Below are 19,014 nucleotides of genomic sequence, written 5' to 3'. Positions count from 1 at the left end.
CACATAGTTATCTATGTTCCCGAGGATTCGCTCCCTTGCCGCCGCGACGCATCTTGAAAACCATTGGGTATATATCTAGGATATTTCTACGATCGTTAAAATAATCAAACTATTCATTATGAGTTTCCTTCCTCATCTTAGCCTATTTAATAAGCTAAAAATCATACTCAACTCAATAAGTAAGATTGCGTTCATGAAGGTAGTTAAAGTAATAAGATGAACTTTACTTCAACAAATAATGAAAAACAATTAGATAAAAACGTTTAGTCTTATGAACTGAATTCACGCTCAACAGAAGTTAAATACCTTCGGCAGGCGGATCAAGAAAACACGAAAGAACTAACATTCAGATGGCAAAGATTGAAGTTATGACCTACATTTTCCATCCTCCGAATTCAAGGATGGAAAAAAGAAGAGAAATGATTTTTATTTACTGAAGCAATTAAGAATTAAATTGCAACCGGGGCTTTAATACCCGGATATGGATCATAATCCACAATCTCAAAGTCTTCGAAGCGATAATCAAACAGTGAGTCTGGCTTGCGCTTAATAACTAACTTAGGTAACGCTCGTGGCTCACGGCTTAATTGAAGTTTGGTCTGTTCCAAATGGTTGCTGTAAAGATGGGTATCACCACCAGTCCAAACAAAATCACCAACTTTAAGATCACACTGTTGTGCCATCATATGCACCAATAGAGCATAGCTGGCGATGTTGAATGGCAACCCTAAAAACACATCACAAGAGCGCTGGTAAAGTTGGCAGGAAAGTGTGCCATCAGCTACGTAGAACTGGAAAAAAGCATGACATGGTGCCAATGCCATTTTATCCAATTCCCCGACGTTCCATGCGGAGACGATGATACGGCGTGAATCAGGATCACTTTTCAACTGCTCAATAACTTGGGTCAATTGATCGATCTGGCGACCATCCGCAGCCCCCCAGGCACGCCATTGTTTACCATACACAGGCCCCAAATCGCCATTTTCGTCAGCCCATTCATCCCAGATAGAGACGCCATTATCGCACAGATATTGGGTATTGGTATCGCCATTCAAGAACCAAAGCAATTCATGGACAATAGAACGAATATGACAACGCTTGGTGGTTACCAGTGGGAAACCTTCTTGCAAATTGAAACGCATCTGATGACCAAAGATAGAGAGTGTTCCCGTCCCCGTACGGTCATCTTTTGCTGTGCCCTCTTCCAGCACTTTTTTCATTAAATCCAGATACTGTTTCATTTTGTCTCTTGTACCTTGTTATTGCGAGTTTTGTTGCCAGAGTATTTATAAGCCCACACCATCATGATAATTCCACATAAAATCATAGGAATGGAAAGGATTTGCCCCATACTTATCCCTTCAAACAACCCGAGCTGTGCGTCAGGCTGGCGGAAAAATTCGACTATTATGCGGAATGCGCCGTAACCAATCAGGAATAAGCCTGACACACTCCCCATCGGGCGCGGTTTACGGATAAATAGATTGAGGATGATAAATAACACGATGCCTTCAAGCGCCATTTCGTATAACTGTGATGGATGACGGGGCAGAACACCATATTTTTCCAGAATAGGCCATAACGAAGAATTAGCTGTGGCCAATGCAATATCTTCACTGCGGGAACCCGGGAATAACATCGCCCAAGGCGTATCAAGCGTAACTCGTCCCCACAATTCTCCATTGATAAAATTACCGATACGCCCCATCCCCAAACCAAAGGGAACTAGTGGAGCAACGAAATCCGCGACTTGTAAGAAGTGGCGCTTAGTACGGCGCGCAAACCACCACATGGCACAGATAACCCCTACCAATCCGCCGTGGAAAGACATTCCCCCATCCCAAACTTTAAACAGGTAAAGAGGATTATCAAGGAACATTGGGAAATTATAGAACAGAACATAACCGAGGCGTCCACCGACGAAAACCCCGACAAACCCTGCATACAGTAAGTTCTCAACTTCGGTTTTATTCCAGCCACTGTTTGGTTTTGCCGCACGGCGATTTGCCAGCCACATGGCAAAAACAAAACCAACCAGATACATAAGACCGTACCAGTGAAGAGATAAAGGCCCGATTGAAAATATAACTGGGTCAATATTAGGAAATGCCAGATAGCTAGTGCTCATCGTTCCCCACTAAAAATAATGTTGTGTGAATGAATGATATTGTGCAAATAAATTATATGACTTGAATAAGTTAAGACAAATAATCGCAGATAATAACACAGGCAAGCGGCTTGCTCCCACCACTAAACCGCAAGTGGTTATCGTGGGAGCCTCTTACGAACTCTCATTGGCAAGTAGCAAGCGCCAAGAGATTTCGTACAATATCTGTGCTGATAGTATCACTGCAAGGGAGGGTTCTATGACAGCAAGATACACCCGCACAAAAAAACGTCAGTATGACTGAATCATCAAAACCATACCAACAGGCAAAACAAATAGGGAGGAGAATAACATCAGTCAAGTTGTACTTTTGGTTACATCAGATCGGGGGGCTTCGATAATTGCCAATGAAGTATGTTTCCGCCATGAGTTATATTTTGAGTAATAATGATTGTCTTAACAATCATTATTGCTGTTAAGTTTGCTGTTAAGTGAAAAATAAAACTAATACATTTCAGGGGTTATATTAAAGTAAGCCACTTCTGTTAATGAACACTCTTCTGCTGATATGATTGATGACGCGATGAAAATAACAGGTTTTTTGTGACTATCGATATACGGAATAGAAACTTCTATTGTTTGAGTGTACAACTGCCCCCAGTCTTCGAATGTGATTGGTTTCTTTCCTTTTACCAATTTATGTCTTTCAATTAGAGAAGAAGTCGCTTTCATTCGATCAAGCTGTTTATTTCTCTCGACTGCTGCATCTATCACTTTTTGAGCAGCCCAAGATTCAGTTGTAGCACAATAATCTAAAGCTTCTTTTGTTGCATCTTTCGTTGAAGATAATGCAATACTAGGAATAAATAGCATTGCAAGTAAAATCAGTTTTTTCATACTTATTCCACCACTAAATCTCTATCTACAGAGCTGATTATTTCTCTTCTTGCATTCGGTCCTACAATGATACAACCTTCTGACGCTTCTCCTGGATGCTCTCTACTATCACCATGAATTCTAAAAAGATTTCTTCCATACATATTATTACAATCACAAGGTTCTAAAATTATGGCCATCGGCCCCTTACTATTCGTATATCCTCCTATAGTATATCGTCCTCTAGGGATAGGACCCTTTCCGCGTACTGATTCTGATGCTGGATTGTTTTTATGTGTTCCTTTACCACTATAACCACGATCAACTAATCTATCATTATGATATAACTCACCTGAATATTGATGATAAATCCAAACCATTTAAAACTCATTTTTAAATTCCTATGGAAATATATGCTAATTATGATATCGCCTTTTAATTATAATTAGCACATTGAATGCAAAGTATTGCATACACTTATTCTATCATTTGATTATTGAAATGTTCAATAAATCTTACCATTAGCTTTGACAAAACAATATTAATTACAAATTTCCATTTATTAAATAAGAACATTCTTCTTTGTATTTTTAATTTCAGTTAAATTATCTAAAGTTGGAATTAGGTCAGTTTAATCCAACTATATTTTTATTTAATTGTTTTTTTAATTATTTCAATGCTTATTATATGCGTTAATATTATGCATTCAAAAATAACTTATTTATATATCCTTGCTAAATCCCCCCTCGAATCAGACCTCCCAAGCCATGTGATTCCATAAATTCGGTTGACAATTCTTTTACCTCATGGCTGGTTTCGGCTTTTAATACCAACTTGATTAGATGCTCAAGTTCATTGGCATCCAAATGTCGCAATAAATATTTGGTACGCGGAACGCTTCGACCACTTACGCTCAAGCTACGATAACCTAAACCAAGCAATATTAATGTCCCCATTGGTAAACCAGCCATTTCGCCGCATACACTAACAGGGAGATCAAGGCGCTGGCATTCATCAAAGGCCAATTTTAGTGCTCTAATTACCGCAGGATGTAAATTATCATATAGCGAAGCAACGTGTGTATTATTGCGATCCACCGCCAGCAAATATTGGGTCAGATCATTTGTACCAATAGAAGCAAAATCAATTCGCTTTTTTAATTGTGGCAGCAAAAAAATAGTAGATGGTACTTCAAGCATAATACCAATCTGAGGCATTTTGATCGTAGCGGCTAATGTTTGCTCTACTTCAGCTTTCGCTCTCTCAATCAGTTTTCGGGTTTCATCAATTTCTTCAATGCTTGTCACCATCGGTAAGAGTATTTTTAAATTGCCAGTCTGCACATTGGCTTTTAGCATCGCCCGAAGCTGAATCAGGAATATTTCCGGCTGATCCAGTGTGATACGTATTCCCCGCCACCCCAGACAAGGATTTTCTTCATTAATGGGCATATAAGGAAGTTGTTTGTCAGCGCCAATATCCAGTGTTCTCAACACAACTGGCTTATCAGGGAAAAGTTCCAGCATCTCTTGATAGCGATTTTTCTGCTCATCTTCTGATGGAAAACCACTATTCAGCATAAAAGGAATTTCTGTGCGATACAGCCCAATACCATCAATACTATCTTCTATCTGCTGTTCATGTTTTAAACTCAGGCCAGCATTGAGCTGTACCAGAACCCGTTCCCCGCTTTTAAGCTGTGCTCGCCGCTGTTGTTCACATTCAGCCTGCTTGCTGAGAACCTGCTCTTCTTCGATGATTTGTTGGTATTCCTGAGCAACAAGAGGCTCTGGTTCAATAAAAATCTCTCCGCGGTAACCATCAAGGATCAGTGTCCGGTTATGTAATAGCTCAGGCTGGATATCCGCCCCCATAATCGCCGGAATCCCCATTGCACGAACCAGTATTGCCGAGTGAGAGTGAGTCGCACCATCTCGCACAATCACGCCAACCAATTGCTCTTGTGGCAACTCAGCCAGCAAGTTAGCACTGAGTTCATCAGCAACCAGAATAAAGCGCTCCGGCCATTGTCCTCCCTCTGTGAAGAGATCATTCAGATGGTACAGCACCCGTTGCCCAAGCGCCCGCAGATCTGATGCCCTCTCTCGCATGTAAGGATCTTGCAAGTTGTTAAACTGTTTAGCGTATTTCTCAATCACGGTTTTAACCGCCCATTCCGCCATAAAACCATTATCGACGGAATGAAACAGATCTTGTTTGAGTTGAGGATCATTTAATAGATGAGAATAGAGATCAAAAATGGCAGCACTTTCTTTCTGTGAACTAGCAGTGAAACGTTTACTGATACGACGGCATTCAGCTGTGGCTTTTTCAAAGGCACAAGTCAGCCTTGAGCGCTCAGCCTGATAATCCAGTGTTAATACTTCAGCAACTTGTTCCAACAAAGGTTGGGAGCGATCTTGCCATCCCTGCGCCATCACAATGCCATCAGAAATGGCAAGTGCCTTAATACGGGTTTGACGATACTGACCAAATAACCCTTTTGTTTGCGCCTGAGCGAGAGCAGCAGCAAGCTGCATCGCCAGTGTCACCATGAAAGATTCTTCACTTTCATTAAATAACCGTCGCTCACGCTGTTGAACAACTAATATTCCCTGCAATTGGCGACGATAAACAATCGGTACACCTAAAAAAGCCCGCAGGCTTTCTTCTTTCACTTGGGGGATATATTTAAAACTTGGATGGTCACGGACATCAGCGAGATTAATTAATTCGGACAAACGCCCAACTTGCCCCACAACGCCTTCATCAAAGGCCAGACTGATTGCTTGTCCCTTGGGTTTTTTCAACCCTTTAGTTGCCATCAGGTAATAACATTGCCGCTGATGATCTGCCAGATAGATAGAACAGACATCCGTGTTCATTGCCAGACACGTTTCATTGACCAGTAACTCAAGCGCTTCAGATAAATTAGCTGCCATCGCAACCTTTTCGACAATTTCCCGTAAGCGCATGAGCATAGCAATGACCTAATTTCTTCTACGACGATGTAAATAAGGTGAATGTAGCAATGAAGCAGGTTCCTGAGTTGGCATCACAATAGAAGAGAATTCTTTCATCACGCGGCGATATACATCTCGTTTAAAAGAAACTACCTGCCGGACAGGATACCAATAGCTGACCCAACGCCAACCATCAAACTCCGGCATCTTACTGCGCTGCACATTAATATCTGCTTCATTACACAGCAACTGCAATAAAAACCAGCGTTGCTTTTGCCCAATACAAACGGGCTTTGTATCCCAACGCACCAAACGCTTGGGTAATTTGTAACGCAACCAACTCCGGGTCGAAGCGAGAACCCGTACATCTTTGCGATTTAAACCAACTTCTTCGAACAACTCGCGATACATCGCTTGCTCTGGTGATTCCCCCGGATTGATCCCCCCCTGAGGAAACTGCCAGGAATGCTGCCCATAACGGCGGGCCCATAGAACCTGCCCTTGGAGATTACAAATTACAATTCCTACATTCGGGCGGTAGCCATCATCATCGATCACCAGACTACCTCTCGATATAACAAATTTAAAAAGATAGCTAATTGTTTCACACTCATCTCAAGCGGTAAACCTCTATGATTGGACTTTGCAGGCACAACTGAAGTCTCTACAATACCGACATCTCAACGGGGTGCGGCTGTTGCAAAACAGTACGGCTGGGAACAAACCCGTCGAACCTGAATCGGCTAGTACCGTCGTAGGGATTTGAGACGCTATTCATTGATATAATAAATGTAATTTTTATTTAGCACTTTCTCAGATCCTTTATCACTGCGAATAACTATTTATATTCACAACTATTAATATTTATTACTATTTGTATTAATAACTATTTATATTCATAACTACAGGAGAGCAAAGTGTTTAAGAAATTATTTTCCAGCTTTATTGCTATCGGTATGCTGTCTATTTCGGCCTGTGCCTTTGCTCAGGTGAAGCCGACACTGACAGTTTATACTTATGATTCATTTGCCTCTGAGTGGGGTCCGGGGCCTGCCATCAAAAAAGCCTTTGAAGCAGAGTGCGGCTGTGAACTAAAACTCGTTGCTTTGGAAGATGGGATATCCTTGCTGAACCGTTTAAGGATGGAAGGCAAAAAAACTCCCGCAGATATTATACTGGGGTTAGATAACAATCTGATTCAAGCCGCTCAGCAAACGGGGTTATTCACACCCAGTCACGTCAATACTTCAAAACTGAAATTACCCATTACATGGAACAATACAACGTTTATTCCTTATGATTACGGTTATTTCGCCTTTATTTACAACAAAAACACCCTATCTCATCCACCCAAAAGTATGGATGAATTAATCAATAGTCACCAGAATTGGAAGATTATTTATCAAGATCCACGCACTAGCACTCCGGGCTTGGGGTTACTGCTCTGGATACATAAGCTTTATGGAGACACAGCGGCACAAGAATGGCAGAAAGTTGCCAAAAAGACACTGACCGTCACTAAGGGCTGGAGTGAATCCTATGGTCTGTTTCTGAAAGGTGAAGGTGATATGGTACTGAGCTACACCGCGTCACCGGGCTATCACATTATGTCAGAGAAAAAAGATAACTATGCCGCAGCCATATTCAAGGAGGGACACTATTTGCAGATTGAGGTAGCCGCTCAAGTGGCTTCAAGCAAACAGCCAGAACTGGCGCAAAAGTTCCTGAATTTCATGATTTCACCGGCATTTCAGCAAGTATTGCCAACAACTCAATGGATGTATCCCGTGATTGATATTCCTTTGCCTGACGTTTTCAAACAACTTCCTGTTCCTGAGAAATCTCTGCAATTCAACGCAGATGATGTGGCAAAACACCGTACAAAATGGATCCGTACATGGCAAAGCGCTGTAAGCCGTTAATCGCGGGTTGGTTATTGCCGGGGGTCATTGCCTCCGGCTTATTAATTATCGTTGCCCTGTCAGCATTCGGGGCACTGTGGCTCAATGCGCCTGAAAGCCATTGGCGGGAATTTTTAAATGACAGTTATCTCTGGCATGTCATTCAGTTTACTTTCTGGCAGGCATTTTTATCTGCTGTCTTCTCGGTAACCCCTGCCATTTTTCTGGCACGGGCACTTTACCGTCGCCATTTTCCGGGAAAGATACTATTTCTGCGCTTATGCGCCATGACATTGATTCTTCCCGTTTTAGTCGCTCTGTTTGGCATTCTTACCGTTTATGGTCAAACCGGCTGGCTGGCAAATATTTTCCAATGGATAGGCGTTGAATATCGTTTTACCCCTTACGGGTTGCAAGGCATTTTGCTGGCACATATTTTCTTCAATACGCCAATGGCAACACGGTTATTACTGCAATCTCTGGAAAGTATTGCTATTGAGCAGCGTCAACTCGCTGCCCAGCTTGGTATGAATGAATGGCAACATTTTCGTTTTATCGAGTGGCCTTATCTGCGCCGCCAGATTTTGCCGACCGGCGCATTAATTTTCATGCTGTGCTTTGCCAGTTTCGCAACCGTCCTTGCCCTGGGGGGAGGCCCGGCAGCAACGACCATTGAACTTGCCATTTATCAGGCCATTAGTTATGACTATGATCTTGGTCATGCTGCCCTGCTTGCCTTAATACAACTTTTTTGTTGCCTCGGTTTAGTGCTCCTTAGCCAAAAGCTCAAGGGCGTACTTTCTGTTGGTTATGGGCATCAACAACAATGGCGTAATCCACAGGATTCATGGCTGCGAAAATTGTCTGATGGTTTACTGATTGGCATCGCTTTACTGCTGTTACTTCCTCCGTTATTGGCAGTAATAGTTGATGGCCTGAACCGTGGTATTTTTAGTGTCTTAAGCCAACCTGCTTTATGGCAGGCTCTAACAACTTCCATCATCATTGCATTGGGGGCAGGATTGCTGTGTGTCATTCTGACCATGATGCTACTATGGAGCAGCCGCGAATTACGCTTGCGTCACTCTTCCCGATGGGGACAAGCAATGGAAACCAGTGGCTTGTTGATCCTTGCCATGCCGGGAATTGTCCTTGCCACGGGATTTTTCCTCCTGCTGAACACCACCATTGGTATACCTCAATCACCTTACGGATTGGTCATCTTGACCAACGCCCTGATGGCAATCCCCTATGCCCTAAAAGTGTTGGAAAATCCGATGCGCTATCTGGCGGAGCGTTACAATCCCCTATGTCGCTCCCTTAATATTCAAGGATTTCACCGCCTGCGCTGGATTGAGCTTAAGGCATTAAAAATCCCATTAGCGCAGGCGCTGGCTTTTGCCTGTGTATTATCAATTGGAGATTTTGGGGTTGTTGCATTATTTGGCAACGAAGATTTCCGTACCTTGCCTTATTACTTGTATCAACAAATCGGGGCATATCGTAGTCAGGATGGTGCAGTAACCGCATTCCTACTGCTTTTGCTTTGTTTTATTTTATTCACTGTGATTGAACGCTTACCGAGCCGACGCCATGATTAAACTTGAAAATGTCACTTATACCTATGAACACCTTGCCATGCATTTTAGTGTGAACGTTAAAGCCGGAGAACGCATTGCGATCCTCGGTCCAAGCGGAGCGGGTAAAAGCACATTATTAAGTTTAATCGCGGGATTCCAGTTTCCAGAACAAGGCAATATCTGGCTGGATGGCGAAAATCACACAAATACCCCACCTTCTAAACGACCTGTTTCGATGTTGTTTCAGGAAAATAACCTGTTTTCCCACTTAACCATTGAGCAAAATATTGGTTTGGGATTGCATCCCGGATTGCGGTTGAGTACTGAGCAAAAGGAAACGCTCCAACAGATTGCCACACAAGTGTCGCTGGAGGAGTGCTTGCCTCGCCTACCCGCTCAACTTTCTGGCGGACAACGCCAGCGGGCGGCACTGGCTCGCTGTTTAGTCCGCCATCAACCAATTTTATTGCTGGATGAGCCATTTTCGGCACTTGATCCTGCTTTGCGTAATGAAATGCTGGAATTGCTGAATCAAATATGCAGTGAACGACAAATTACCTTATTAATGGTGTCCCATAATCTTGATGATGCAGCAAAAATTGCTCCGCATTCTTTGCTGATTGTCGATGGAGAAATTCATTATCATGGGGCAACGGAGAAGTTAGTAAGTGGAGAGGTTGATGAGGCGGTGATTTTGGGAATAGGTTGAATTACTGAATTAGATAAATTCAATGATAATAAGCAAATTAAATAAACAACCACCTACCAATAACCCGAAATGGCCGCTTAAACGGCCACTAATACATATACCTTACTCACCACTTTCTATATTACCTAACGCCACTTTCTTATATACAACTAAATTTTCACGATCCTCATCGGGCCTATTCCCATGCCAAAATAGCATCATGCCTTTAGGAGCAGGTTCTATTTCTTCGGATAACACAATCAACCAATCGCATTTTTCAGGCGTTTCAAATTTACTCTGTTGTTGATGCAAGACATGAGCAAAATAATAAAGCATTGGCGCTTCAGATTCGCCAATATTATACGATGCCATACAATTATTAACTTGATAAACGCCAGCTAATTTGTGTTTTAGATCAAGAAATACCTCTTTATAACCCTTAGCGTAATCAATCCAGCCAACAAATAGCGTAAATACTAATCCCCAAACGGTAGCGATACCTAAAACCCAATTTTGAGCAGCACGCAAGGCGGGTGATTTAGATAGAAGCCAATTTTTCGCCATCCATACAGCGGTTATAAAAACAGCGATGGCAATGATAAATCCTGAAAAATGCATCTGATAACTCATTGGCAACCATCTGCCAAACGGCGCTAACCAATGCTTGTAATCAGAGGAAAGCGATAAAAAGTAACAGCCCCATAAAAATATAATCAGAATAGACCAAAGTGTAGAGGAGAATATGGTTAAATATCTATAGATTAACTTAGGTAATTTAATGAATGTTTCTGTAGCTAAAATTGCCATTGGTGCAATAAAGGGTAATAAATATAATGCACGACCAGAAGCTGATATTTGCAATAAAACAACTCCTAATACAACAAACGCCGCGCAAAGGAAATAATGTTTATCCGACAGGATCTTAATTGGATTCATTAATATAAAGATGAAAGCCAATATTCCTGATGGCAAGGCAAAAAATAGCACTGCTTCAGGGATTATTGTCAAATTCCCTCTTGCACCAAGATCTTCAACAGAAAAACCTAAAAATCGACCGATATTATTATCCCAAAACCAAACTTTGAATAAATCGGGATGTTCAATCAATAGCATAACTGGCCACGGCAGAATTAAAATCAGTGCAATTATTCCTGACAATAAAGCACTTAGCCAATAATACTTGGCTCGACAATGTTTAAGAAAAATAGGAGCCAGAACAAGGCAAATCCATAGTAATCCGGGAATAAATACCCCTTTTGATAATAACGTTACAGTTGTACCAATGATTAACCATAAACAAGAGTAACTTGTTTTTTCGTTTTTGATTAATCCCAGCAAACCATATAATCCGATGGTTGTTCCTGTTATTAATGCGGTATCAGTAAACATATCGTGACTGTGACGAACCAATCCGGGAGCACTTGCATACAAAGCAAAGGCTATCCATAGCCTACTGTCTGTAAAGTTTTTGACATCAAATACACGACGAGCCAACAGAATAAAAAAAGAAAAATTGATCACTGAAAAAAATAAACTGGCTGTTCTGGCTGCATCATGCATCGTAAGCCAGTGAGATAACAAATGGATGAATGAAGTTGCAGTCCAATAATACAAAGGAGGCTTTTCCATAAAAGGTTGCCCCGCATTCATTGTTACCAACCAATTTCCTGTTTCATACATGGTTTGAATAATGCCAAAACTGTAATTTTCATCTTGTTTCCAAGGGGTATGCCCATAAATACCCGGTAACAAATACAGCAGCATGAAAGTGATAAATAACAGTAATGCTTTGATATCTGTTTGACTCAATTTGTTTGGATTATTCATCATGGTTTACCAGATTCAATTGACTTTCGTTTTCTCTTGGATTTAATAACAAAAGATGCTTAAGTGCGATAACGGAATGCTTAACAACTTTGATCAACTCAAAATAGCTTTAATTATTAGTCTATTTCTGATAAAAATCATCCATTATAAATAATCTCCCTCCTTCCATCTTTTTAACCCACAAAGCAGCAACCTGAATAAAGGAGGAATTTAATTATTCCTCCTCGAGTGATAGTAAATATATTTAATTATCAGCAGTTAAATTATCACTTTTCGTAATGCACACTACCTTTACCAACTGAAACGTTTTTAATTTTTTCTTCTACCAAGGCCCAGAATGAAACTTTTCTTTTATGCTTTTCATACAATCCGTTTAGATAAGTTTCATGCATATCAAGCCCCTGCCAATCTGATAGCTTTTGGCTATAGTCAAAGCTCTTTTTCAGATCAGAAACAGCATATTTGTAATATTTACTTGCACCGCGATTTAGAACCTCACTGACCAATGCTCGTCGCAAAAATATCGCAGAATGAGCAAATCCGCATTTATCCAGCCCAGTTGAACCTTCCCTAGCCAATTTATGGCCGAAAGTTTCCACAATATTGGCTTTATCTTCCTCTTCGAGCGTCAGAATATATTCATTGAGAAGATCAAATTTCTTCATTTCGACCAAGAAACAAATATATTGGAAATCTCCATCTTTTCTACTGCTATCCAGAAATAATTGTATCGCCTGCACTCTTTCACTTTCGTCAATCAGACTTTCATATAATTCATAAAATTTATAGCTGTAGTCATTTTGGAAGGCTTCAAAGCAAAGTTCTTTTGCTTTTTCTTTCTGGCCTTCTTCAATATTGGCTTTAATTAATAGCGACATCAGTACATCATAGTATCTGGATCGCTGAATTTCATGATCTTTTCGAAAATTCTCCAATACCACAATAGCTTCATCCGCCCGGACATCTTCAATCAGCAATTCTGCATAAGCCAGATAAGCTGTAATTATTGAAGCGGATTCAATATCTTGATCAATCATCATTTTCAGGAAATCCATATCATTGAGAGCCTTGCTGATAGCTATGGCTTCTCTATACTCTTTATGTTGATAAAAGAGATCCCGCAGTAATTGAAATGTTGCCAGACCAAAGTCATTTTTGTAATTAAGCAAGAAAGTCTCGTTAAAACAAAAATAAGTTTTTTGGGCGATATTAAAAAGCTTATTCGCAACAACAGCCTTATCGACATCTTTTTGTAAGGCAAGTGCTTTTACCCACGTTTCAATTACATAAAAGTAATAATCCTGCCAGCCACCGCTTGACGTATCCTTAGTTTCAGCCACACGGTCAAAATCCAGCACTATTTTCTCCAATAGTATTTCCGACTCTTTCGGTGCCTTTGATATCGCATTATTAAGCAGCGGAGCCATCATTTTATGTAGTTCTTTAAAGAAGATATCAGCTTCATGATAATCAAGGAATCGCTGGCTTTTAGTGCATTTTTTATATTCTTTTTCTATCAGTTTCAAAATATCTTTCGGTTCCAACAGGTAGCCACTACTTAATGTGGTTTTAGCCTGTTCATTATTCGTAATAATGACTTGAATAATTTCAAGCAGTTTTTCTTTATCAAAACTGGTGAGCAATTCCATTTGCTTTTTAGTTAACCCATTTTTCATTATCTCCCCCAACAAGTGGCCCGTCAAAAAGCAGTTGCCTTTATTCCTCAATGTGATTTGCCTAAAGCAAAACCTCTACTAACGTAGGAGCGGCAATGTGAAATAAAGACATTGCCATTGAAAGATTTCAATCGTCAGCCTGTTTCGGCGCAATATTGATTACAATATCGTCAATTGCAACATCTGGAAAAAGCGCTCAGGGAGCAGGGTATTCTCCTCTACGAAACAGATATCCGCCCACCCGATAGGTTTATGATGGAGCGCTTTACTACTGCTCCCGTTTGGTTCAGCCACAAATCCGACATAAGTTATCAAATGAAACCCAATCCCGCCTATCGGCCTGATTTGAAATGGGTGTCTCTGGATATCGAAACCAGCCAGCATGGCGAGCTATATTCCATTGGACTGGCTAAAACGTCTCCATTCAGAAGAAGAAGCCAGTCAAATCGGGCATTCTCTGACGCAATTTGTCAACCAATGGTGGCGAAACCATCTTGCCATTTATTCAAGATGACTTTATGCCCCTGCTGACTGGGCAAATGAGCATATCTTTTGAATAATGGATATTTTTGCAGGTGACGACTTGCTCAGCTTCAATTAACATATCGCCCCTCTAATGGGCTACTGTACTTTTGTGATCCCGTTATAAAAAGAACGGGCGTTGTAAAATTCAGTTGAAAACTATCCCTATCGATAACCAATGATGATCGATATCCGACAAAAGCAGCCACCCTGCAACCATAAATAATATTGTCTAACAGAAAACTGAGCCAAAATTTATGCCATTTACTCTTGGTCAACGCTGGATAAGCGACACAGAAAGCGAACTTGGATTAGGAACAGTCGTGGCGCTTGATGCGCGCATGGTGACGTTGCTCTTCCCTGCCAGCGGAGAAAACCGCCTTTACGCACGCAATGATTCCCCCATCACCCGCGTTATGTTTAATGTGAGCGATACCGTGACCAGTCACGAAGGCTGGAAACTCAAGATCGATGATGTCCAGCAAGATAATGGCCAGCTGATCTATGTCGGTACTCGTCTGGACACTGAAGAAGAAAATACCTGCTTGCGGGAAGTTTTTCTGGATAGCAAGCTGACGTTTAACAAGCCACAGGATCGCCTGTTTGCGGGGCAAATTGACCGCATGGATCGCTTTGCTTTGCGTTTTCGCGCCCGTAAACACCAAAGTGAGCAATTCCGTCTGGCAGAAAGTGGGCTGCGTGGTATTCGAGCCAGTTTAATTCCTCACCAATTACACATTGCTAATGAAGTGGGCAAGCGTCACGCACCTCGTGTATTGCTGGCGGATGAAGTTGGTCTGGGTAAAACCATTGAAGCCGGTATGATTATCCATCAGCAATTGATGGCTGGACGTGCGGAACGTGTGTTGGTCATTGTGCCTGAAAGCCTGCAATACCAATGGCTGGTAGAAATGCTGCGCCGTTTCAATTTGCGCTTTTCGCTGTTTGATGATGGCCGATACAGCGAAGCGCTTCATGACAGCGATAATCCATTCGAAACCGAGCAACTGATTATCTGTTCGCTGGATTTTGTTCGCCGCAATAAGCAACGCTTTGAACATCTGCTGGAAGCGAGTTGGGATTTGATGGTGGTAGATGAAGCCCACCATCTGGCATGGAGCGAAAAATCCCCAAGCCGCGAATATCATGTTATCGAACAATTGGCAGAACAAATCCCTTCCGTCTTGCTGTTGACAGCAACTCCGGAGCAGTTGGGACAAGAAAGCCACTTCGCCCGTCTGCGCCTGCTGGATCAAAATCGTTTCCACGATTATCAGGCTTTTATTGATGAACAACAGCAATACCGCCCTGTCGCAGATGCTGTTACGTTGCTGTTATCCGGTGAAATACTGAACAATGATCAGCAAAATGCAATCGGTGACCTGATCAGTGAGCAGGATATCGTACCTATGCTGAAAGCAGTAAACAGCAATCAGGATGAAGAGAGTGAAAATGCCCGCCGCGAACTGATCACCATGCTGATGGATCGTCACGGCACCAGCCGACTCCTTTTCCGTAATACCCGTGGTGGTGTAAAAGGCTTCCCACATCGTGAATTGCATGAGATCAAGTTACCATTGCCATCCCAATATCAGACGGCAATTAAGGTTTCTGAAATCATGGGTGCCAAAAAGACGGTAGAAGCCCGTGCCAAAGATATGCTCTATCCTGAGCGGATCTATCAGGAATTCGAAGGGGAAAATGCCACATGGTGGAATTTCGATCCCCGTGTAGAATGGTTGATGGGTTTCTTGATGGCAAACCGCGATGAGAAAGTACTTGTGATTTGTGCCAAGGCAGAAACTGCGCTGCAACTGGAGCAAGTTTTGCGTGAGCGCGAAGGTATCCGCAGTGCCGTGTTCCACGAAGGTTTGTCCTTGCTGGAACGTGACCGTGCCGCTGCTTATTTCGCTTCTGAAGAAGAAGGTGCGCAAGTACTGCTCTGTTCTGAAATTGGCTCAGAAGGACGTAACTTCCAGTTTGCCAACCAACTTGTCATGTTTGATTTGCCATTCAATCCTGATTTGCTGGAACAGCGCATCGGTCGTCTGGATCGTATCGGTCAAAGCCGCGATATCAAAATCAGTGTGCCTTATCTGGAAAATACTGCGCAATCCATTCTTCTGCGTTGGTATTACGAAGGTCTGGATGCCTTTGAGCATACTTGTCCTACAGGTCGCCCCATCTATGACAAATATTATGAAATCCTGCTGAATTTCCTTGCCAAACCAAATGAGCAAACCGGATTCTGTGAATTTATTGCAGAATGCCGCAAGCATCATGAGGCGCTCAAACAACAATTGGAGCAAGGACGTGATCGTCTGTTGGAGATGAACTCCAATGGTGGCGAGCGAGGCCAGAAACTGGCAGAACAGATTGCTGCACAGGATAACGATACTGATCTGGTGAATTTTGCCCTGAATCTGTTCGATATCATTGGCATCAATCAGGAAGATCGCTGCGACAATATTATTGTCCTGCATCCATCCGATCATATGCTGGTGCCTGATTTCCCCGGATTACCAAAAGATGGCTGCTCCATTACGTTTGACCGTGAAAAAGCACTGTCCCGCGAAGATACTCAATTCCTGAGCTGGGAACACCCAATCATTCGCAATGGTCTGGATTTAGTCCTGTCTGGGGATACGGGAAGCTGTGCCGTTTCCATCCTGAAAAACAAAGCGCTGCCAGTCGGTACACTGTTGGTTGAGTTGATTTACGTTGTTGAAGCCCAAGCGCCAAAGCACCTGCAATTGACCCGTTTCTTGCCACCAACGCCAGTGCGCCTGTTGTTGGATCTGAAAGGAACCAATCTGGCTTCTCAGGTTGAGTTTGAAAGCTTCAACCGCCAGCTGAACGCCATCAACCGTCACAACGCCAGCAAGTTGGTTAATGCGGTACAGAAAGAAGTTCATGCTATTTTGCAACAATCAGAGCCTCTGATTGAAGAGCAAGCGCGCGTGTTGATTGAGACGGCGAAGAAAGAAGCAGATGAAGCGCTGTCGGCTGAATTGTCACGTCTGGAAGCCCTGAAAGCGGTTAATCCGAATATCCGTGATGATGAACTGGAAGCGATTGAATCTGAGCATAAGAATCTACTGCTCAATCTTGATCAGGCTAACTGGCGTTTGGATGCTATTCGTTTGGTGATCGTTTCTCACCAATAAGTTTCTCACCAATAAAATGGTTTCCCGTGAATAACATAAATAAATAGCTATCAATCGTTAGCCAATCTAAGTTCAGGGGCTTTCTCCGTGAGATGCCCCTGAAATCCAACCTTTTCCGACCCATTGGAGCCACTATGCTGGAGTCTTATAATCCCCCGACCGATCCTTGGTTATATGTGCTGTATCAGGATGAGCACATTATGGTTGTTAATAAACCCAGTGGATTACTTTCTGTGCCGGGTAAAGCAGAAGAGCACAAGGACAGTATTATGACGCGGATACAGGCTGAATTTCCCATAGCTGAATCAGTCCATCGATTGGATATGGCCACTAGCGGTATCATGGTCGTTGCTCTGACTAAAGCAGCCGAGCGTGAGTTGAAACGCCAGTTCCGTGAACGTGAGCCGAAAAAAGTCTATATCGCGCGGGTATGGGGAAAAATGGAGCAAGAAAAAGGATTGGTGGATTTACCCTTGATCTGCGACTGGCCGAAGCGCCCGAAACAAAAAGTCTGTTTTGAAACGGGCAAGTCAGCGCAAACTGAGTATCAGGTACTGGAATATGAAGCTCAGGCAACCCGTGTCCGATTGGCACCAATCACAGGACGTTCCCATCAGCTGCGGGTACATATGCTGGCACTTAGTAATCCTATTCTGGGAGATAGGTTCTATGCTCATACGCAGGCAAGAGAACTGGCACCTCGCCTGCAATTACATGCCCAAGAGCTATTCATTACTCATCCGGCTCATGGCACGCCAATGCATTTTGAGTGCAAAGCCGAATTTTGACGAGTGCTATTTAAAGCCCCGTTCCTTTTTAATCAAATCGTAAGCCGACTGGATGGACTGTGCCTTCTGTTTCGCAAGTTCCATCATTTCTGGTGGCAAGCCTTTTGCCACCAGTTTATCGGGATGATGCTCACTCATCAGTTTTCTATAAGCTCGCTTAATGGTTGTCGCATCATCCTGTTTATTGACGCCCAATACTTTACAAGCATCTTCCAATGTCGCTCGCTGCTGCCTATGACCTTGATAATGTCCATGTTGCTGGGATTGCCCACCAAAATTATGCCCATCAAAATGACGTCCTCCTTCCATCATGGCAAGAAATTGTTCAAATTGAACACGGGAAATGCCTAATTCTTCGGCGATAACAAACAGAACCTTTCTTTCATTGGGATGCAGTTCACCATCAGCAAATGCAGCTTGTAACTGAATTTCCAGAAACATTCGAATCAGGTCAAAACGACCGAAGCAAGCACGGCGTAATTGTCGCAATGTTTCACGCAAAGGAAATTGAAGCTGTTTACCTTCACGAAATGCCTGCTGTGCGGAAAGCCGAGCCTCACCATGTAACTGCATTCTGTTCATCAGTTGGGTGGCTAGCTGGATATCCGTTTCTGTTACCCGACCTTTTGCTTTGGTCAAGTGTCCCAATACTTGAAAAGTACTGCGGAAAAACAGTGCCTGTCGGGTTGAACCTTTAGTGCTCTCCCCCAATTTCTTCGTCCTGACTTTGTCGAGTAGATGACCAAGCAATAAGCCGATCACAATCCCCCAAAAACCAGTACCAGACGCAATCCCAAATATCAATCCAAATAATTTTCTCCAATACTGCATATAGTCTTCAATTCCCCAATGCCCTGAGCGCAATTTTGCATTATCATACTATTCATTAAGCTCTGTGCCTAACAGCAAGATTAGC

Annotated in this window: 15 protein-coding genes, 1 pseudogene and 1 riboswitch; of the genes and pseudogenes, 7 read left to right on the top strand and 9 right to left on the bottom strand. The window is 42.5% G+C overall.

All coding sequences use genetic code 11. From position 1 onward, the window contains the following. Window positions 1-449 precede the first annotated feature (449 nt). Together thyA and lgt are read right to left on the bottom strand one after the other, a co-directional pair. Entirely contained in the window at window positions 450-1,244 is a 795-nt protein-coding gene (gene thyA, locus BM135_RS02920) for a thymidylate synthase (RefSeq protein WP_092517639.1), read from the bottom strand. Continuing rightward, window positions 1,241-2,131 carry a prolipoprotein diacylglyceryl transferase gene (lgt, locus tag BM135_RS02915; RefSeq protein ID WP_092517637.1) on the bottom strand — a complete coding sequence of 297 codons (891 nt, stop codon included), beginning with the start codon at window positions 2,129-2,131 and terminating at the stop codon, window positions 1,241-1,243. The genes thyA and lgt overlap by 4 nt, the downstream gene beginning before the upstream one ends. A gap of 61 nt (window positions 2,132-2,192) precedes the next feature. Between lgt and BM135_RS16860 the strand changes: the two genes are divergently transcribed. Next, window positions 2,193-2,414, top strand: coding sequence for a hypothetical protein (locus tag BM135_RS16860; protein WP_175485918.1), 222 nt, complete (start codon window positions 2,193-2,195; stop codon window positions 2,412-2,414). Window positions 2,415-2,614: 200 nt separating this feature from the next. Here BM135_RS16860 and BM135_RS16855 read toward each other — a convergent pair whose 3' ends face one another. The 4 genes from BM135_RS16855 to rppH form a co-directional block, all read right to left on the bottom strand. Then, window positions 2,615-3,007, bottom strand: a complete 393-nt coding sequence (locus BM135_RS16855) for a hypothetical protein (RefSeq protein ID WP_175485916.1) — start codon at window positions 3,005-3,007, stop codon at window positions 2,615-2,617. 2 nt (window positions 3,008-3,009) lie between these two features. After that, window positions 3,010-3,366 carry a tlde1 domain-containing protein gene (locus BM135_RS02905; protein ID WP_092517635.1) on the bottom strand — a complete coding sequence of 119 codons (357 nt, stop codon included), beginning with the start codon at window positions 3,364-3,366 and terminating at the stop codon, window positions 3,010-3,012. Between the two features lie 354 nt (window positions 3,367-3,720). Next, window positions 3,721-5,967: a phosphoenolpyruvate--protein phosphotransferase gene (ptsP, locus tag BM135_RS02900; RefSeq protein ID WP_092517633.1), complete on the bottom strand. Its 2,247-nt coding sequence runs from the start codon at window positions 5,965-5,967 to the stop codon at window positions 3,721-3,723. Window positions 5,968-5,976: 9 nt separating this feature from the next. After that, on the bottom strand, window positions 5,977-6,507 hold the full coding sequence (rppH, locus tag BM135_RS02895; protein WP_092517631.1) for an RNA pyrophosphohydrolase: 531 nt from the start codon (window positions 6,505-6,507) through the stop codon (window positions 5,977-5,979). A 116-nt stretch (window positions 6,508-6,623) separates the two neighbouring features. Then, window positions 6,624-6,728: riboswitch (TPP riboswitch) on the top strand. Between the two features lie 138 nt (window positions 6,729-6,866). Here rppH and thiB point away from each other — a divergent pair. Genes thiB through thiQ form a run of 3 tightly spaced genes read left to right on the top strand, consistent with a single transcriptional unit; the run spans window position 6,867 to window position 10,139 of the window. After that, window positions 6,867-7,871 carry a thiamine ABC transporter substrate binding subunit gene (gene thiB / locus BM135_RS02890; protein ID WP_092517630.1) on the top strand — a complete coding sequence of 335 codons (1,005 nt, stop codon included), beginning with the start codon at window positions 6,867-6,869 and terminating at the stop codon, window positions 7,869-7,871. Then, a complete protein-coding gene (gene thiP, locus BM135_RS02885) occupies window positions 7,847-9,451 on the top strand; it encodes a thiamine/thiamine pyrophosphate ABC transporter permease ThiP (RefSeq protein WP_092517628.1) in 1,605 nt (534 codons plus the stop codon). The genes thiB and thiP overlap by 25 nt, the downstream gene beginning before the upstream one ends. Beyond that, complete coding sequence (gene thiQ / locus BM135_RS02880) at window positions 9,444-10,139, top strand: thiamine ABC transporter ATP-binding protein ThiQ (protein WP_092517626.1); 696 nt, start codon at window positions 9,444-9,446, stop codon at window positions 10,137-10,139. Before thiP ends, thiQ begins: the two co-directional genes overlap by 8 nt. A gap of 102 nt (window positions 10,140-10,241) precedes the next feature. Here the strand turns inward: thiQ and BM135_RS02875 are convergent, their stop codons facing one another. Continuing rightward, the gene (locus BM135_RS02875) at window positions 10,242-11,948 is read right to left on the bottom strand and encodes an ArnT family glycosyltransferase (protein ID WP_422646135.1); all 1,707 of its coding nucleotides are present in this window, start codon (window positions 11,946-11,948) and stop codon (window positions 10,242-10,244) included. 263 nt (window positions 11,949-12,211) lie between these two features. After that, on the bottom strand, window positions 12,212-13,621 hold the full coding sequence (locus tag BM135_RS02870) for a DUF6880 family protein (protein WP_092517622.1): 1,410 nt from the start codon (window positions 13,619-13,621) through the stop codon (window positions 12,212-12,214). An 87-nt stretch (window positions 13,622-13,708) separates the two neighbouring features. Between BM135_RS02870 and BM135_RS17280 the strand changes: the two are divergent. From BM135_RS17280 to rluA, 3 genes and pseudogenes are all read left to right on the top strand, one after another. Further along, a pseudogene (locus BM135_RS17280) lies at window positions 13,709-14,029 on the top strand (DNA polymerase II); the annotation flags it as partial. Between the two features lie 371 nt (window positions 14,030-14,400). Further along, on the top strand, window positions 14,401-17,310 hold the full coding sequence (rapA, locus tag BM135_RS02860; RefSeq protein ID WP_092517621.1) for an RNA polymerase-associated protein RapA: 2,910 nt from the start codon (window positions 14,401-14,403) through the stop codon (window positions 17,308-17,310). Between the two features lie 134 nt (window positions 17,311-17,444). Next, window positions 17,445-18,098 carry a bifunctional tRNA pseudouridine(32) synthase/23S rRNA pseudouridine(746) synthase RluA gene (rluA, locus tag BM135_RS02855; RefSeq protein WP_092517620.1) on the top strand — a complete coding sequence of 218 codons (654 nt, stop codon included), beginning with the start codon at window positions 17,445-17,447 and terminating at the stop codon, window positions 18,096-18,098. Between the two features lie 6 nt (window positions 18,099-18,104). Here rluA and djlA read toward each other — a convergent pair whose 3' ends face one another. Further along, window positions 18,105-18,929, bottom strand: coding sequence for a co-chaperone DjlA (gene djlA / locus BM135_RS02850; protein ID WP_092517619.1), 825 nt, complete (start codon window positions 18,927-18,929; stop codon window positions 18,105-18,107). Between the last annotated feature and the right edge of the window lie 85 nt (window positions 18,930-19,014).

The sequence above is a fragment of the Xenorhabdus japonica genome (genome assembly GCF_900115195.1).
GTDB classification, from domain to species: Bacteria; Pseudomonadota; Gammaproteobacteria; order Enterobacterales; family Enterobacteriaceae; genus Xenorhabdus; species Xenorhabdus japonica.
This window is presented reverse-complemented; position numbering and strand designations above follow the sequence as displayed.

What these genes read in the sequence shown, in the direction of transcription:
- thyA (WP_092517639.1), bottom strand. Translation starts at nt 1,244, where the DNA reads ATGAAACAGTATCTGGATTTAATGAAAAAAGTGCTGGAAGAGGGCACA.
- BM135_RS16855 (WP_175485916.1), bottom strand. Translation starts at nt 3,007, where the DNA reads ATGAAAAAACTGATTTTACTTGCAATGCTATTTATTCCTAGTATTGCA.
- thiQ (WP_092517626.1), top strand. Translation starts at nt 9,444, where the DNA reads ATGATTAAACTTGAAAATGTCACTTATACCTATGAACACCTTGCCATG.
- lgt (WP_092517637.1), bottom strand. Translation starts at nt 2,131, where the DNA reads ATGAGCACTAGCTATCTGGCATTTCCTAATATTGACCCAGTTATATTT.
- ptsP (WP_092517633.1), bottom strand. Translation starts at nt 5,967, where the DNA reads ATGCTCATGCGCTTACGGGAAATTGTCGAAAAGGTTGCGATGGCAGCT.
- rluA (WP_092517620.1), top strand. Translation starts at nt 17,445, where the DNA reads ATGCTGGAGTCTTATAATCCCCCGACCGATCCTTGGTTATATGTGCTG.
- djlA (WP_092517619.1), bottom strand. Translation starts at nt 18,929, where the DNA reads ATGCAGTATTGGAGAAAATTATTTGGATTGATATTTGGGATTGCGTCT.
- rapA (WP_092517621.1), top strand. Translation starts at nt 14,401, where the DNA reads ATGCCATTTACTCTTGGTCAACGCTGGATAAGCGACACAGAAAGCGAA.
- thiP (WP_092517628.1), top strand. Translation starts at nt 7,847, where the DNA reads ATGGCAAAGCGCTGTAAGCCGTTAATCGCGGGTTGGTTATTGCCGGGG.
- BM135_RS02870 (WP_092517622.1), bottom strand. Translation starts at nt 13,621, where the DNA reads ATGAAAAATGGGTTAACTAAAAAGCAAATGGAATTGCTCACCAGTTTT.
- BM135_RS02875 (WP_422646135.1), bottom strand. Translation starts at nt 11,948, where the DNA reads ATGATGAATAATCCAAACAAATTGAGTCAAACAGATATCAAAGCATTA.
- BM135_RS02905 (WP_092517635.1), bottom strand. Translation starts at nt 3,366, where the DNA reads ATGGTTTGGATTTATCATCAATATTCAGGTGAGTTATATCATAATGAT.